At 45.5% G+C, this 19065-nt stretch carries 3 protein-coding genes; all 3 read right to left on the bottom strand.

Annotated elements, in window-relative coordinates:
- Positions 1-30: 30 nt before the first annotated feature.
- Positions 31-15144, bottom strand: a complete 15114-nt coding sequence (locus AB6D58_RS02070) for a retention module-containing protein (protein WP_372156399.1) — start codon at positions 15142-15144, stop codon at positions 31-33.
- 663 nt (positions 15145-15807) lie between these two features.
- On the bottom strand, positions 15808-16737 hold the full coding sequence (speB, locus tag AB6D58_RS02075) for an agmatinase (protein WP_372156400.1): 930 nt from the start codon (positions 16735-16737) through the stop codon (positions 15808-15810).
- Complete coding sequence (gene speA / locus AB6D58_RS02080) at positions 16737-18644, bottom strand: arginine decarboxylase (RefSeq protein WP_032500248.1); 1908 nt, start codon at positions 18642-18644, stop codon at positions 16737-16739. The genes speB and speA overlap by 1 nt, the downstream gene beginning before the upstream one ends.
- Positions 18645-19065: the final 421 nt, after the last annotated feature.

Raw genomic sequence — 19065 nt, forward strand, 5'->3', positions numbered from 1 at the left:
GCCTCTTTCGTTATGGTTCAATGGTTCGCTTTAACCGTGAGTTATCACATTCTGCTGTACCAATGCATCCAGAATGTCCGAAGGCATGGTGCTACTTAAGGTTAGCTGTGGCGCAAGGTCTTCAACCACAATCACCTGTTCCGTAGTACCTAAGCCATCCGGGTTGATCGTAAGCTCAATATCATCCCCGTCCACTTTCGCGTCTATTTGTTGTAGCAACGCGGTCATGTCTGGAGATGTATTTTTAAGCTCCGGCAACACTTCTCTCAAGTCAATGCTGTCCCCTTCCGACAAATCAAAGTCGGTAATCGTATCTTCAACACCATCTTCGATGTTAAGCCATACGAACGAGTCCATACCATCACCACCAGTCAGAATGTCTGAGCCTCCGCCGCCAATCAGGGTGTCGTTACCGTCACCGCCAACAAGCGTATCGTCACCTGCGCCACCTTCAAGTCGATCATTCCCTGAACCACCCGTTAAGTCAGTCGCATTAGCACCAGCCAGTAACTGAACATCATCGGTTTCCGAAGCCAAGTTAATATCAACTGCGTTAGACACAATGTTCAAGTTAAGGTCAATCGATGCAGAGGTTGCTGTATCGTTGTTGTCAGTCTCTTCAGAAACCGCCTCGACTTTCAGTGTGTAGTTACCTGGAGTTTGAGAAAGCCCAACCGCTTGCAAGCTTTCAATTGCATCTGCCGTTGCTACCCAAACACCACCGCCAAGATCCGTCACAGAACCCGCAGCACTGGTGATTTGAGCGCCAGCAGGTACATCACTGATATGCAGCGTTAGCTCTTCTGTAATGTCCGTTAAGGCTGCGATAATCCCAACTAAAGGAATGCCACTCGCACTCACAGACTGACTCGCAGTAATGTTTCTCACGTAGTTAGTCGCACTATCGATAGACAGGGTTGGTGCATTCGCCACTGGCGTCACCGCGATGTTGTAAACCACAGGTGCTGTCTCTATCGCAATACCTGAAGGGTTGCCGCTGTCTTTGGCAACAACTTCTAATCCAATGCTATTGGTTGGAGACAGGCTCGCATCAAGGAAAACACCATTTGGACTGGTTGGCGTATCAATCAACGCATTCAGGTCACTCAATGTCCCCACTAAGATGACTGAACCCGTGTTGTTGCCGTTAACAACAACCGTCGTCACTGCTGGAAGTGATACATTCAATGTACCGTAATCCACCGTCAGCGTGACTGTCATTAGGTCATTCGAAAATGCATCCACATAATCTGGGTCACTGACATTGATACCACTCAATAGCTGACCGGCATCCTCGTCGACAAGAGTGGTGACACTGTCACCATCAACAACTGGCGTATCGTTGACACCTTGAACCACAGCACTGATTTCAGCATTACCTGTCAAGAAATCATTGGTACCATTGGTGGTACCATCATCCTCTACGGTATAGGTAAACTTAACGTTGCCGTTGTATTCATCAGCTGCCGTAAATACCCAGTATGGGCCAGTGATCGTAGCATCATCAGCACCACCTACGTTCTCGAAGCGTTGTAGTTGACCTTGGCCTTCATCGAGCGCCAGATTAGTCACGGTAATCGTGTCGTTTTCCGGATCGCTCGTCGCAGCAATTAAATCGCCCTCTTTGATGATCAACTGACCTTCTTCAAGGATGTTGCCTAAGTCGATGTCCGTTGCTACAGGAGCGTCATTCACTTCCGTTACTTCAAGACTAATTTCAGCACTGTCGGTTAGGAAGTCATCCGCGCCATTAGTTGTACCGTCATCAGTAATTGAGTAATTGAATTTAACGTCACCGTTAAAGTCGTTGTCCGCTACAAATAGCCAGAATGGTCCGGTAATCGCCGCGTTATCGGCGCCACCTGCGTTTTCAAAGCGCGTTAATTGGCCTTGTCCTTGAGTCAGGGTTACACCCGTAACCGTCAGGTTATGGTTTTCAATGTCAGAACTTACTGAAATCAAGTCTCCTTCCACAATCACTATTTGACCATCTTCAGCAATCGAACCTAAATCAACATCTGTCGCGACAGGCGCATCGTTCACTTCCGTCACCTTAATGGTGAACGTAGTTTGATTAGTTTGAGCCGTATTCGGATCACCCGCGTCAATCAAGCCGTTATTACCACCATCATCGAGCGTTGCATTGATCGTGACTAAACCACTCTGGTTGAGGTAATTCTGGTCTGGATCGGGTTTGAACGTCACTGCTCCATTGGTCAATGCGGTATTGATGTCGGCTTCTTTACCGGTAATCACCAATGAGCCACCAGGTTGCAATACAAACGTCACGTCAGGTGAGCTCGTAAACTCAAACACACCTTGCGCTCCCGGAAGTGTTTGATCGACTTGCAACGTAAGAACATACGGAGCGTCTGGATTATCAAAGTTAGCATCAACGTCGTAGATACTAAAGTTGTCGATAGCAACACTAATGTCTTCCGATGTTTCAATATTCGTTACGTTCACAAAGATCGGTTGATCGTTAATAGGATCAATCACCAGATCAACATCGAAGCTGGTTGGCGTCCCCAAATATTCGGTGTTATCAGCGTCAGTATCCACAGAGCGAACGGTAATCTGCAGCGGGCCATTAATGCCTAATACATTACCCGTATCGCTATTGTGTTCACCTGAATTGAATACGATCTTATCGAGCGACTGTGCAGGAACATCAAGTGTCCAAAGCTGCGTAACTGGATCATAACTAGCCAAGGTTGTGCCGTCTGGATAATAGATAGAGGCATCTTGAGGAACGCCCGCAACTTCTACTCGAAGTGTCTCTGGTGCATTCTCGGTATAAGTGCCGTTGCCCGTTGCAGATAGCTCTTTATCCAAAATCGTCGCATTGATTTCGATATCAATGTTTTGACCTTCGTTACCTGTCACAGAATCTGTTGGATTAGTATCAACATCATCACCCACAGGTACCACATGCAGCTTAAAGCTTGGCAGATTTGATGCTGCAGTAGGCACACCCAACAAAGATTCTTGAGTAAATACGGCAACACCAAATTCAGCCGTACCACTGAAGTCCTTAGGCGGTAAAATCGAAATCTCACTCAAGTCGAACGATAACCCTGATGCTTGAGGTAGTTGAACACTCCACTCACCACCACCATTATTCTTCACCGTGTATGCCGAACCAGCATCTGCACGCATCTGGAAGCCATCAGGTACATCTGTAAACTTAATCGACACAAACTGTTCTGAGCCATCAAGGTCAGTCAGTGCAATCGATACAGGCCCTGTGCCCGACAAAGAAATCAGCTGGTCCTCAGTACCCGTAATCTCGATAACATCAGGATCGCTACCCGGGCCAGTGACAGACACGTCATCCACCACAGGAACGACTTCAAAACTGACATTGGTAGAGAAAGTATCGGTATCAGTCGCGCTGCCAGTTGGCGAAGCTGCATCATTGTATGTAGCAGTATCGGTAATCGTCCCGCTGACATTCACTTGCACCTGATTTACGTCATTATCTGTTGGGTAATTTAACGCCGGTCGGAATAGTACATTATCCAACGCGCCTGCATTAATCTCAGCTTCATTAAAGGTCACCGATGTGCCAAGCGATACCCCTGCGCTGGTATAGAAAGCCCCAACACTCGTGTCATTTAACGTCAGTGTGATAGAGGTGAATTTTTCGTCACCACCTTCAACTCCGCTTACTTGGTCATCAATGGTCGAGCTGAAATCAAGTTGGATATAGGTATCTTCGTAGCCGACTGGATCTTGCCCTGCTTGACCGTCGGTATCGACAGGGTTAAACGAATCGTCAAGCGAACCAACGACAGTAACGTCAATATCTGGGTTACCTTCAACATCAGGAGCAACTTTAATGACTACTTCTGTCACTAGAGTTTTCTCATCCCCCGACAATACGTCTTTAGTTACTATCGTCAACGGCAACCTAAAGTCGCCGGAGTAGTCGGCTGGTAAGTTAAGCAGTAGTCCAGAGAGGTCGGTCGAGACCCCTTGATCGACGGTAGTCTGGAATACATATTTGCCATTAACAAAGTCTAGGTCGCTGCTTCCCGATAAACTAATTGGGAAGGTGACTTCGTTCACCGCTCCTGGATTAATGGTCACACTGTCATCAATAATGATGGTCACTTGATCAGTTGAGTCATCTTCGCCCGAGAAAGTAATTAAACCATTCAATGCCGTACCTAGATCTAACTGGGTGTCCTCAATCGCATCAACAACACTGTCTGGTGTTATATCAATATCGGCTGCAACCTTAGTACTCCCAGCCACCACTTGAGGGAATGACAGAGTGACTTCTCCGTCCCTACGAGCGGCCGTAGATGACTCAACCTCAGCACCATCACCTCGGTCTATTACCGTGCTAAAGATATCCATCTTGATGTCATTGAACCCTCCTGCCCCGCTGTTTCCTGAAGGAAGAACAAGGCCGTTCGGTGCACTGATGCTAAATATGTCTTCATTCGTTACAACCCAGCGCCCATTGCCTTCATAAGCAGCGCCAATAACGAGCAGTTGATTGAGTACAGCATCTGATAGCTCCGAACCGTCCACGTTTGTTAATTCAATAACTAACTGGTCAACTTCTTCGATAGCGGACGAAGCATCTGTTTCTTGATATCGAATGACGAACTCATCCGTAACCGATGTATTATCGCTGTTGGTTGTGAACTTAAGCACGCCAGTGTTTGCATCAGCAACTACGGTTGCTAGTGCTCCAGTACCCAGCACATCATCGACGATAAGCTTGTTGCTAGCGTCTTTCGGCTCAACGACTGGACGTACGATAACATCAATCGAGCCCGTGATTGTCGCGATAGCGATGCCCTGACCAGGATCAGTCGCATCAACATACTCATGATCTCGCTCTTCGATCATGACAACCGTATTAAGCGTAAAGTCGGTGCTCGAGTCTTGTTCAGGTGTGATCTGAATAAAATTATTGTTCAGTGCAATTTGAGTAAACTCTTCTGCCGTCTGTCCACTCTTCGGCGTAATGGTTAAAGTGCCTGCTGAAGCATCGTAAACCCAAGTTACATCGCCATTAACCACAACACTTTCAACATCTGTCGGAATGGCACTGATCACAATAGAAGTGAAATGCTCATCATCATCAATATAATCAGTACCCTCTGGGTGCCAATCAATACTGATCGCCGTATCTTCATCGCCATTAGTGACTGTGCTGTACGTCGCTGAGGTATCGATTCTAGGTTCGACTAACACTCGCACTTCTTGGTCAAACGTAAGCGTATGACCGTCATTCTCAGTCACGATCACTTTACCCTGAATGTGAATGTTCTCTGTTGAAGAATCGACAGGTCTGATGCGGATTCCTGAGGTTTTACCTGCGTCAGTGATGTTAGCTTCGTAGATAGGTTTAGACAGATCAGGGCTACCACCCGGACCGGTTTCGTAACCGACAAAGTTAAGGTCAATAACGGTACCGTCACCGTCTTCCAGAATAACACCATCAGGAATACCCGAGAGGATAACGGTTATGGATTCTGAACCGTCGTCAGGCAATGGGGTTTGATCTACAGCTGCCGGATCAGGTCTTCTCTCACCCGACAACACGGTGAAATCAAGCTCGGCATAGTTGTCTCCATTCTGGCTCTCTTGGATCGTGGTTTGAACACCAGATGTTGTGCCATCGGTGATTGCTGTCCAAGCCGTACCGTTTGTACCGCCATAAGGAATATCTGCAACACCTTTAACCTCAACGTTAACCGTTTTAGTTCCTAGGATTTCTTCATCAACTTGCGCCCCTGTAGATAGGTTCGCGGTATCTTTAACCACACCGGTTACGTCAAAGGTAAAATCAACATTGCTGTGTTTAGTCGGAGTAACTTCAATTTTCGCTAAGTCAGCATAAGCAATCTCTTGGTAAACGATGCCATTGATAGTCACGGTGTTGATGGTTACATTGCTATCAGTACTACTAAGCACCGCGCCTTCAGTAATATTGTTAATACGAACGAAGAGTTCTTCAGATCCATCAGTATCAACGGATCCCGTCATGGTGATAACTTCGTCTAACGTGAATGCGTCCTTATTATCAAGAGGACCTAGATAATCAGGATCATCAATGTTGTCTTCGTTGATCCTAATGCGGCTCACACTGAGTTTTCCAGGGTCGGCGTCAGCAGTCACATCGATAATGATGTTTTGCTCTACAGAGCGAGCGGTCGTTTTGTCTACCCCACCGTTGGCTGAATCATCATATGGGTTGCGTGTTTCTTCCGTAATTGCCGTTGCTTTGAACTCAATTTGTCCAGAGAAGTTGTCGATTGGGTTAACGACTGTGCTATTAATATCAGCAGATGCGATGATATAAACACCATTAACAGGCGTTAACACATTGCCATTTTGATCAAGTAACTCAAACTTCCCATCACCCTGAATCGCTTCAAGTTCATAGGTAATCGTCTCAGTATTGCTGTTATCTTGCGATTCAGCATTCAGCTGCAACGTAACATTGTCTTCATCTTCATTCACTTGATACTGATAAGTACTGTTGGCGTCATCCCACGTTGCAATATCCGCTACCGCTTCAATCTCGATTCTGAAGTTTGAGTTAACGGTGTGATCCGTATTGCCATTTTTCTCAATTTCTAGCTCATAGCGAACGCGCCCACCAGTTTCATCCGAACTAGCGTGTTGGTCCGGAACAAAGAACAAGTTGTCTATCGTCGCAATAGTTTGTCTTGGCTCATTCGGATTTGGAGCAAAGCTTTGTTCGAGTTGAGGAGGACCAAATATAATGCTCCCATTTGACTCAGGCACTAATTCAATGTAGTCAGCACCATCAAAGTAATAAAAAGTACCTTGATGACTATCACCTCCGTTCGGGCTTTTAATCGTCAACTGGCCAATAGATTCAGCGTTATCTTGGTCATACAGACTAACTTGCAGCGCAACTTGAGCTGGCGCATTAGGCAAACTATTTTGGTTATCTTGAATATTCTCAAGAGCCGGCTCATCGCCTGTTGCATAAGGTATGGTTGAGTCTCTACCCGCATCCTCGAAGGTCGTCACTTTCAGAGCGATTCTTGTAGAGTCCCTATCAGTAATCGTTATATCTAACGGTGTTTCAGAGGTATCTAAATCGCCATCCGTCGCAATCACATTAATCGAAAAATCGATGGTGTCTAGGCCGTCATGATCGAGATAGCCGTTAGCTCTAAATTCAACCTCGCCATTTGAGTTGATACGCAAACGCCCTAGCTCACGGGTGTCCACGCCACCACTACCATCGTCGGTTTGTTCGTACACTCGTACTTGTTGACTACCGCTATTTAAATCGAAACTGCTGCTGTACGGCCCGCTGTTTCCTGTACGGAAAACAATATCTGCACCATTACTGGTAATGCCCTCAATTCGACTCAGTACCGCGCCATCCGCGCCGACATCCGTCGCATTAGCAAACATGTCAACTTTGGAATTACCATAGCCCTGGCCTTCAATTCGTGTGATCGATTGAGTTGTCACCAATGGAACATCATCAGTCACCGTGATTTTCAAATCGATCGCGTTTGATTGGTCTTGATCAAAATCTTCTGCAACAACAGAAAAGTTAAGGTCAATTGCGTTTTCATTCGCGCCATCAGGGTGCTTAAGTGGTTTAAACAATTCAAACTGATAGCTGTTATCCGAGGTATCGAAAATAATCTCAAACACAGCTTCATTACTCGTTGCAGTTTGAGCAACGTAAGTAAATGTTGTGCCGCTTTGTGAAACAGCAAGCCACTCTAAACTTTCTCCGTTGGAGGTTAAGCCAGTCAGAACCAAATCTTCATCAACCAGTTCATACTTCACAACACCATCCGCGCCTTCATCGACAGTGAACAGGCCATTAATAATGGTGTCTTCAGATTGATCGGAACCAATACCAGTAAGATCGTCTTCATCGACAACCGTTTCACCCGTCGGCGCACTCATTACTGGCGCATCGTCTAGCACCTCGATTGGCAATACATATTGGTTAGAATCATCGCCGTCACCATCAACCGCAACGACATCAAATGGAATCGTTAAGGTATTGGAATTCGGGCTTGTTGGATGGTTTAGAGGACCTAGCAACGTAAACGTATAAGAGCCGTCATTCGCTAGCGCGAGCGTGAAGATAGGAGTTCCACTTGTCGTCGTACCTTGATAGGTCGTTGTGTTGGCGGCACCTGTGACTTCTGTAATAGAAATCGCTTCAGTTCCAGAGGTCAATGTCGCTTCAAGCGCAGAGATATTACGCAGTTCGTAAACCTCTACTTGGTCTGCACCTTCTGTGGTAACAAATGCACCTGTTGCTTGAGAAATCGCAGAGCCGAGATCATCTTCATCAACCACAAATGTGCTGGTCGCTGTCGTATCGGTAATGACAGGCACATCATCGGTGATAGTAACGGTCAAAGGTTTCATCACAGAGTCGGTATTGTCTTGGTCGACCGCGATCACTGGCAGAGTGAATACTTGATCGTTGTTGCCTTGCACAGGCAGATGATCGAGCTCTTCCAACAAAGTGAAGGTGTATTCGCCTAGCACTACACTATTAAAAGTGATGGTAAAGATATCCGTTTGAACACCCCCACTCTCAACGAAACCAATATAGGTTCCGCTGTTGGCTGGATCTTCTTTAAGCTGAACCACTAGGCCATCCGATTTCAAATCACCAGACGTGTTGAACTGAGTGGTATCAATACGGAAATAGCTCACATCATCACTTCCCGCTGTGAAAGCAATGGTTTCAGTTTGGCTCACAGGTAAGCTCGGAGATGAACCATCCACGAGATTCGCTTCTTCCAATGCAACCGTTGGTACAGTATCAATTACCGGTGGAGCACCATCTGAAATCGTCAATGTCACGGTCGAAGTAACAATATCACCGTCTTTATCTTCTGATGTCACGGTAATCGTCTTAACGATATCACCACCAGAATGATTCAGGTTTCGATTAGGCTCAAAGCGCACATCACCTTCAAGCGTGATAAACAACGAACCTTCCGTAAATACAAACTCTTGCTCACCAGTGTTGGTTTGCACCAGAGACTCTTCAGGCTGACTACCATAAGTAAATTTGGTTATGGTGGCGCCATCAGCACTTTGCGCAGGCATCACATCAAATGTCGTTGTGGTAGGTGTGCCCGTGCTTGGTTCAGTGATGCTAAGCGCACCAGACTTCATTAACTGGACATCATCGGTGATGGTTACTGAAAGCGGTTTAGACGCTGAAATATCGCCATCGGTGTCTTGCGCGTAAACAGAAAGATCAAAACTCAGATCGTTGCTTCCTAAGCCATCAACGTGATCCAAACGCTCAAGCAGCGTAAAGGTATATTGGCTTGGGTTCGTGTCATCAAAATCTAGAGTGAATATGGTTTTCTCCACACCCATTCCATCAGTGGTAAAGGCAATGTAGTCGCCAGAGTTTGCAGGATCTTCACGTAAACTCAGTGACAAACCATCCGACTTCAACGCGCCGTTAGTATTGAATAGCCCTACTTCCACCACTATTTCAGCAATATCATCACTGCTTGCAAGTGAAGTAATGGTTTGAGTGATACTCACAGGATTTACACTAGGCGTCGAACCATCCGCAAGTAAGCTTTCTGACAATGCCACACCCGGCACAACGTCGATTGTTGGTCCATCACCATCAACAATGGTGAGCGTAACCGTCGACGAAAAGATATCGTTATCAAAGTCTGAAGACGTGAACACGATTGACTTAACAATGTTCCCTGCAGAGTGATCAAGGTTTCGATTTGGCTCAAACCTTACATCACCATCTAATGTCACAAACAATGAACCTTCAATGAAAACAAACTCTTGTTCGCCACTGATGTTCTGATTCAGAGTAATTGGAGAACCACCGTCATACGTGAACTGCGTAATGTTCGCGCCGTCTGCACTTGGTATTGGCATCACATCAACGGTAGTTGTTGTTGGAGTACCAGAATTTGGCTCGGTAATGGTTAAGAAGCCATCTTGCATTTGCTGGATGTCATCTTCTATCGTAACCACCACATCGCGCTTTGTTGACTCAGAATCATCGGTATCAACAGCATAGATAGGTAAGCGGAAAGTAAGGTCGTTGTTGAGCACGCCATCAAGGTGATCAAGCGCCTCAATCAAGGTAAGTGTAAACTGAGCTTTGTTTGCACTATCAAAGCTAATGGTAAATACATCGGTAACGTTACCCATACCATCATCGGTATAACCAATGTAGTCACCAGCAGAAGAAGGATCTTCTTTTAGTTGAACAACAAGACCACTTGATTTCAACAGATCGCCAGGATTGAATTCGTTGGTCGCAATTCTAAAGTGACTAAAATCATCACTTCCTTCGGTGTAAGTGATTGTATGAGTCGAACTTACCGGAGAACCAGTTGGCGTAGAGCCATCCGCTAGGTTGACTTCCGATAAGTTAACATCTGGAACCACGTCAATAACGGGATCGATACCGTCTTTGATCGTTAAGGTGACATCCGCGGTATCTGTATCGTTATCAAAATCACTGGTGGTGACGACAATCGTTCTTACAATGTCGCCGGATGAATGGTCAAGATCTCGGCTCGGTTCAAAACGAACCTCCCCTTCAATGGTGATGTACAGTAAGCCGTCGGTTACTGTAAAGACTTGTTCTGTAGAGATGCTTGGGTCTAACGTTACAGCGGTGCCACCATCGTAAGTAAACTGTGTCACTTTCGCGCCATCAGCACTCTGCGTTGGCATAACATCAATGATTGGCGTCGTTGGTGGCGTACCCGATGCCAAATCAGCTAATGAAGGCTCGATGATACTCAAGGTACCATCTTGAACGCCTTGTACGTCATCGGTGATCGCAACCGTCATAGGCGACATTGCAGAATCATCACCATCCGCATCAACCGCTAAAACAGGGACATCGAAGCTTAGTATATTGTTTTGTAATCCATCTACATGATCTAACGCTTCAAGCAGTGTGAACGTGTATTGCCCTAAATTGCTCGTCGAGAAGCTGATCGTGAAGACGTTGGTTTCGACGTTAGAACCGTCCTTGACGAAGCCAATGTAATTACCAGAATTCGCTGGCTGCTCTTTAATCTCAACCTCTAATCCATTCGACTTCAAAGCCCCCGAAGTATTGAACTGAGCAGGGTCAATTCTGAAATAACTAACATCGTCACTACCCTCTGAGTAGGTAATAACTTGAGTCATCGCCACTGGATTGCTGGTTGGCGAAGAACCATCAGCGAGATCCACTTCTGAGAGCGTAATTCCAGGGACCAAATCGATCGTTGGAAGATCACCATCAACAATCTTCAGTGTCACGGTAGATGAGACGATATCACCATCAAGGTCAGTAGATGTAACAACAATCGTCTTAGTAATATCACCACTCGTGTGATCTTGATTTCGCACAGGCTCGAATCGTATCTCACCTTCTGTGGTAATAAATACAGAACCTTCAGTGAACACAAACTCTTGCTCGCCATTCACATTGAGATCAAGGCTTTCTGCACTGTTTCCATCAAACACAAATGAAGTGATTTTTGCTCCATCTGCGCTCTGATTTGGCATCACGTCCAGAGTATTCGATGTTTCGACGACTCCAGCAGGCTCACGACTGGTTATTGTGCCGCCTTGCATCAACTGCACATCATCACCAATAGTCACGCCAAGCTGAGAGACTAACGAATCGTCGCCGTCACTATCCACCGCATACACAGGCAGATCAAAACTCAGGTCGTTGTTGCCACGTGCATCTTGATGATCCAAGGCTTCGATTAAGGTAAAGGTGTATTCACCTAAGGTTGTCCCAGAAAAACTCAACGTAAATACTGTGGTTACCGCATTCGACGAGCTGGTTGTAAATCCGATGTAGTTGCCCGACCCTTGCGGATCTTCACGTAATTCAACAGCTAAACCATTCGATGTGAGTGCATCATTGGTATTGAATTCTGTTGGTTCAAGGCGGAAGCGGACCACATCATCACTTTGATTAGTGAAGGTGATGGTTTCGGTTTGACTTACCGCACTGCCACTTGGGGCTGAACCATCCGTCAGGTTCGTTTCAGATAAGCTAACCGTTGGAATAACATCAATGGTTGGAATATCACCATCGGTGATCGTTAACGTAACGGTTGACGTGACTGAGTCTTTGTCGAAATCGCTTGAGGTCACCACTATCGACTTAACAATATCGCCGGCCGTATGGTCAAGATCTCGATTAGGCTCAAAGCGAACTTCACCTTCGAGGGTAATGTACAGTTTGCCTTCTGCGAAGATAAACTGCTGTTCGCCTGCAATATTTTGATCGAGGGTGTTTACGACGCCATCATAAGTGAACTGAGTGATGGTCGCGCCGTCAGCACTTTGGTTTGGCATGACATCAAAAGTAGCCGTGGTCGGTGTACCAGCCGCTAAATCAGCGACGGTCGGCTCGGTAATATTGAGCGCACCACCTTGCATGATTTGAACATCATCATCAATCGTTACATTAAGCTGCGATACCAGTGAATCATCACCATCACTGTCTACCGCATAAACAGGCAGATCGAAGCTCAGATCGTTCTTATCTAAACCATCTACATGGTCTAACGCTTCAAGCAGAGTAAAGGTGTATTCACCCAATGTGCTCGTAGAGAAAGCAATCGTAAACACTGGGATTTCAGCGCCCGACCCGTTGGTAATAAAGCCAATGTAAGTACCCGGATTAGCCGAATCTTCTTTTATCTCAACCGAAAATCCATTCGATTTAAGTGCACCGCCCACATTAAACTCTGTTGGTTCAATACGGAAACTTGCTACATCGTCGCTGCCTGCGGTAAAGGTAATCGTCTCGGTTGCGCTAACTGTACTTCCGCTGGGAGCAGAGCCGTCATTAAGGTTGGTTTCAGAGAGAGTCACAGGCGGGATCAAATCAATGATCGGATCTTGGCCATCGGTAATACTTAACTCAAGCGTCGAACTATCAGTATCCCCATCACCATCTTCGGCTAAAAATGAGAACTGTTTGACGATAGTTTCACTGCTTGAGTGGTCGATATCACGAGCGACTTCAAAACTGAAGTCACCGTTTAATGAGATAGTGACGACACCTTCAGTAAAACTGAAAATCTGGGTAGCATCGGGGAGCAGGCTTTGATCGAGTGAGTAATCAACACCGTCGTAGTTAAACGATTGAATTGTAGAACCATCTGCGCCTTCAAAATTGAACAGGTTATACGAAACAATAGTATTGCCCGCTAAGGTCGGCTCGGTGACTGATTCAACCTTATCAACTAACTCAACGACATCGTCTTTAACATTGACGAGGATCTCAGCAGCTTCTGGTGTGTTCGAACCTCCAGACAGTGCAGAACGGTCGCCATCTGCATCAACAGCATAAATTGGCAATGCAAAAGTTAGCAGCGCATCTTCAGCGCCTTGATGAGAAAGTTCTTCATAAAGATTAAAATCATAGTTGCCCAATGAAGGGCTATCAATTTTAACGTCAAAGACCGTAATTCTCGAACCATTGACCTCAACATAACCTTCGTAAGTTCTTACACCGTTGGTTTCATCAATCAACTCAAGTAGCACAGCCTCGCCATTTGAAACCAAGCTGCCACCAGTATTAAATTCTGTAGGTTCAAGTTCATAATGGTCAATGATGTCACTTTCAAAAATGTCCGCGGTGATACTGCCAGTGCCAGACACTGGCGCCGTGCCCTCTTGTGAGCCGCCAACAATACCCGCTTCATCAACGTCAATACTGTCAACATTAATGATAACCGGGCTATCGCCATCAGTAATGGCAATGTTGATCGTATTGGTTACAACATCTTGGTCAAAATCGGTAATCGTGATTGGCAAAGCGAACGTCAGTGAATCGGTACCCACTTGTTCTATCGGATTAGACTGCTCGAATTTATAGGTGCCATCGGTATCTAGAGAGATAGTGAGAACAACCTCACCTCGACCTTGGATGGACAGAGTAATCGTTGTTCCATCATCAGAAAGTCTCGCAAGCGTGTTTTGATTATCACTGAGCAACCCATCAAACTGGTCCAGTGCACTTGCATCAAATACGGCTGATTGAAGGTTATCACTACCAATATTTGAGAACGTCCCTTCGATTGCCGCGCTGCTAGTTTCAACGTTAGTGATATTGACACTTTCAACAGACGGATCTATCCCGTCAAACACTGAAACTTGTGCATTAACGGGTGTTGCTAGCGGGTTCCCAGCGGTGTCTTCACCTTGAATATCAAAGGCAATATCTATTTGATCGCCAGTGTAAGAAACCTGACCACCGCCAACCGACGGTACATGATCAATCGGCTGGGAAATCGTTGTGGTTAGAGAAAGCTCAATGTTATTGCCAACACTGACGGCATCAATGTCGATACGTAATACTTCGTCGGTACCTTGAACACCAACGATAGAATTAGTCGTCGCGTCATAGGTGAAGATAACGGACTGACCACTTGAAGTAATGTCGCTGTTTAATTCACTAAGTAGTGAAGCGAGGGATAAAGTTTCTGGAATGAAAGAGTTAGGGGCGAGAGCTAAACTACCAGCAATAATCGTTTCTGTCGTTGTTACAGATTGGGGATAGGTATTGCCAGATATGGAGCCTTCAGTCAGTGTTTCACTGATTGATTGGCCACCTGATGAACGAGTGATAGATCTGAATTCTTCTCTGTCTTCATCAACAGTTTGTTCTGCTAGACCAGCGGTCTCAAAGAAAGTCGATGGATGAGTTTCAGTGTAGTTATAGTCAATCGTCACAAAGCCAGCATTTGCAGAACCTAGTCCGCCACCAGCAGCCGTTGCTTCTAAGATTTGAGTCGGATCGGCACCACCTAAAATGGCTTCTTGAATTGCAGCAAGGTCGTCTTCAGCGAAGGTTTCTGCGTCTGCTTGCTGTAAGTCAAAATTAACCTCACCAGCTATTGGGGCATCTACCCATGCAGCGTTTTCATCAACACAACCGACGCAATTCTCTGCAACCGGAATCGAATCATTCTGAACGCCTAATACAAGCTCTGACTTGTTGGCCGTAATCACGATCTCATTTTCACGGATGGTATCGCCAACTGAAACTTTTCTTGCGCTGCCGTCTGGCTTAACTACGACGACATCTCCACTCGTTGCTTCAACTACCGCAACCTGGCGCGAAACTTCAATATCCATACATCCCCCGTTGTCACAAAGCACTATTTTTAAGCGCTGTGAAAATTATTTGTAATAGCAATTTCAGGTTTTAATTGAACGCATACTTAGCTCTCATCAATGGCAATCCATTGTTATGCCCAATCGGCTTGAAAAGAGAGAAGTATTTCACCTGTTTTTTTATAGTTTACTTACCCTTAAGCCTAGTCTTCCCCATAAAAAATGCCATGTCTGTGCGAAGAGACATCTTTTCGCAAATCCAAGTATTCTTTCAAGGCTTAAAAACCCTAGTCAAAAGTTAGTAGGATGCTGATTAATATGCAAATGAGCGCGCAATATAAATACACATCTTCGTTTTATAAATATATACAGTAACAAAGTTGATAAATCATTAGCGAATACAGGGCATTAATAGCGGTAAGCTCTGCATCCTTAGTAAAGCAGAGGCAAGTCCCATCTTTGAGACACCTCTCAGAATCAATGTGATGATTTTTCGCTCACCAATCATGAGATAGACCGTAGAATACGAGCCTTTTAGCCTATTAGTTCACAGCCAAGAAAAGACTACTTACTGAGATGCGAGAATAGAATTTTTGTTGCTCGGCAAAACAAAAAAGCCCACTAAGTTGAAACTTAGTGGGCTTTAAAATCAGTATGTAGCGTTACGCTTTTAACAATCAAACACTATGATTTAGCGAGGCGATTTGCCGTCCAAACATAAAGCAGCTCAAGTGCGATAGTTGCACCAGCCAATGCCGTAATTTCGCTTTGGTCATAGGCAGGAGACACTTCTACAACGTCCATACCAACCATGTTGATACCCTGTAAGCCACGGATGATTTTGAGCACTTTATCTGAGTTCAAACCACCACATACTGGTGTGCCGGTACCCGGAGCAAAAGCAGGATCCAGACAATCGATATCAAACGTTAGGTAAACTGGCTTATCACCAACAATACCTTTCACTTGAGCAATGATATCGTCCACACTCATGTCGTTCGCTTGCATCGCGTTAATAACGTTAAAGCCGTGTCCTTCCTGCTTGTACTCTGTACGAATACCAATTTGCACTGAATGTTCAGGCGAAATTAAACCTTCATTTGGCGCATGGTAGAACATGGTGCCGTGGTCGTAACGGCTGCCTTGGTTGTAGGTGTCTGTATGTGCATCGAAGTGGATCAACGCCATCTCACCGTACTTCTTGCCGTATGCTCTTAGCAAAGGCAATGTAATGAAGTGATCACCACCTAAACCAAGCAATGTTTTTCCACTGCTTAAAATCGCATCAGCTGCAACTTCCAAACGCTGAGTTAGGTCTTCTGCGTCACCGCAATCAAACACAAGATCGCCAGCATCAATCACAGAGGTATGTTCAAATACATTGAAGTCCCAAGGGAATTTTTTACCTTCCCACGCCAAGTTTACTGACGCACGACGAATCGCATCAGGGCCCATACGTGCACCTGGTCGACCAGACGTCGCCATATCTAACGGCGCGCCCAACACAACCACATCAGCATCGTTGTCGATTGGGTTTTGCACCAATGGACGACGCATAAACGTCATCGCATTGGAGTACAACGAGTAATCTGGTTTCGTAAATAGATCGTTCATTAAAAATCCTCAAGATAGGTGTAACCCATCAAGCCTTGCTCTAACTCTTCAAGTACGCTTTGCTGCTCTTGCGCTGGTACTTTCGCCGTTACCAATTCTTTGTAGTTCTGACGAATTAGGTCCATATCGATATGAACATAACGCATCATGTCTTCAACCGTGTCGCCTTCGTTGATGTAGTCAATGTTCGCTTCTCCGCTCTCATCAACGTTCACCACCACACTGTGCGTATCACCAAATAGGTTATGCATATCACCCAAGATCTCTTGGTATGCGCCTACTAAGAAAAAGCCCATCAGGTAAGGTTCGTCTGGATTCCATGCTGGAACTGGCAACGTTGTTTCAATGCCCTGGCCGTCAACATACTGATCGATCGTACCGTCAGAATCACATGTGATATCCAGTACTACCGCGCGTCGCTCGTCCGCATTGTCCAAACCACTTAGAGGCAATACAGGGAACACCTGATCGATACCCCAAGCATCTGGCAACGATTGGAACAAAGAGAAGTTCACGAAAAACTTATCAGCCAAACGCTCACTCAACTCATCCAAGATTGGACGGTGGTAGCGGTTCTTAGTACTCATACGAGAGCTAAGTTCATAGTTAATACGCAAAGACATCTGTTCTGCCCAAGCACGGTGCTGAAGGTTCAGCATGCCTGTCGCAAATTGGTTGTGTGCTTCTGCGATATCACTTTGCGTGTCGTTGTAGATCTCAATCAGCGCGCGGTCATCATTACCTGCATCTAACTCCAAGAAGTTCTTCCACATGTTGTTTAGCAACAGTGGTGCGTCTGCTTCTGGCGCAGCCATATCTTCCGGTGAGTAGCTTTCAGTACCAATCACGTTGGTGATCAACACAGCATGGTGCGCAGTCAGTGAGCGACCAGACTCCGAAATAATCACAGGTTGTGGCTGATTGTAGAGTTTACAAATATCCCCTACTGTCATCACGATGTTACGAGCGTACTCAAGCAAGCCGTAATTCATTGAGTTTGAAGATTGGCTACGCGTGCCGTCGTAATCGACTGCCAAGCCACCACCAACATCTAAGAACTTCAGTTGAGCGCCAATATCACGCAGTTCACAGTAGAAACGAGCCGCTTCACTCACACCATTTCGCACGTCACGAATGTTTGCCATTTGCGAGCCAAGGTGGAAGTGTACTAGCTCTAGAACATCTAGCTGGTCTTCTGCTTTCAAGCGTTCAATAACGGTCAATACTTGTGATGCAGACAAACCGAATTTCGACTTCTCGCCACCACTTGCTTGCCATTTACCTGCACCTTGAGATGCAAGACGAATACGTAAACCTAAACGAGGTTTCACGCCAAGCGCTTTCGCTTCAGAAAGAACAAGATCAAGCTCAGATAGCTTCTCTAGAACGATAAATACTTTATGACCCAGCTTTTCGCCAATAAGAGCAAGACGGATGTATTCTCTGTCTTTGTAACCGTTACACACGATCACCGAGCTCGCTTTTTGAGCCAGTGCCAATACCGCTAATAGTTCAGGCTTGCTGCCCGCCTCTAAACCAAGCTGCTTCTGCTCTAATTGAGCTTGGCTCGCTAAGATCTCGTCAACCACTTCTTTTTGTTGGTTAACTTTAATCGGGTAAACAAGTAGGTAACGGTTATCGTACTGATATTCGTCGATCGCTTGGTTGAATGCGTTACAGATATTGTGCACACGTTGATGCACGATTTGAGGAAAACGCACAAGAGCAGGCAAACCAATATTTCTTTGCTCTAACTGTTTTACGATCTTACTTAGTGGGACTTGATGATCCGTCTCGCTCGGTGAAACATACACCTCACCGTTATCATCAATTCCATAAAAACCTTGGCTCCAGTGCTTTACATTATACTCAGCACGGATGCGTTCCAAATTAACCGAATTTTCCAATTCTAGAGACCTCACACTATAGGGCCATCGACAGAAGATACCTCTTTGGAATAGCGAGGTATAACCCAACAAAAAGCGTTCAAAAACGATTTGTTGGCTGCATTAACCGATATTATTAAGAGCGAGTCCAACCATTGATATTTGTGGTGACGATTACGTTTTTTTATCGACAGATCGACTTAAAATGACAGGTAAGGAATTACAAGGTTTTAGGGTAAAAAACAGGCTGAAGCGCATTAAATATAAAGCAATTTCTCACATTAAATTAGGGAGAAAAAATGTGCAGAAACCAAAAGATTTTTAGTAAATTGAGTGAGGTTAAGTCAGAGTTGTGACAAATATAAGCACTTCACAATCTGAACTCTCGCTATCACCAACACAGCTTGTGTCCCGCGATTCGATGCCGGTAAACACTTCATTC

It is taken from the genome of Vibrio sp. 10N.239.312.D08 (assembly GCF_041466145.1).
In the GTDB taxonomy this organism is placed as follows: domain Bacteria; phylum Pseudomonadota; class Gammaproteobacteria; order Enterobacterales; family Vibrionaceae; genus Vibrio; species Vibrio crassostreae_C.

Excerpts from the sequence above, each read along its gene's own strand:
- speB (WP_372156400.1), bottom strand. The coding sequence starts at position 16,737 with ATGAACGATCTATTTACGAAACCAGATTACTCGTTGTACTCCAATGCG.
- AB6D58_RS02070 (WP_372156399.1), bottom strand. The coding sequence starts at position 15,144 with ATGGATATTGAAGTTTCGCGCCAGGTTGCGGTAGTTGAAGCAACGAGT.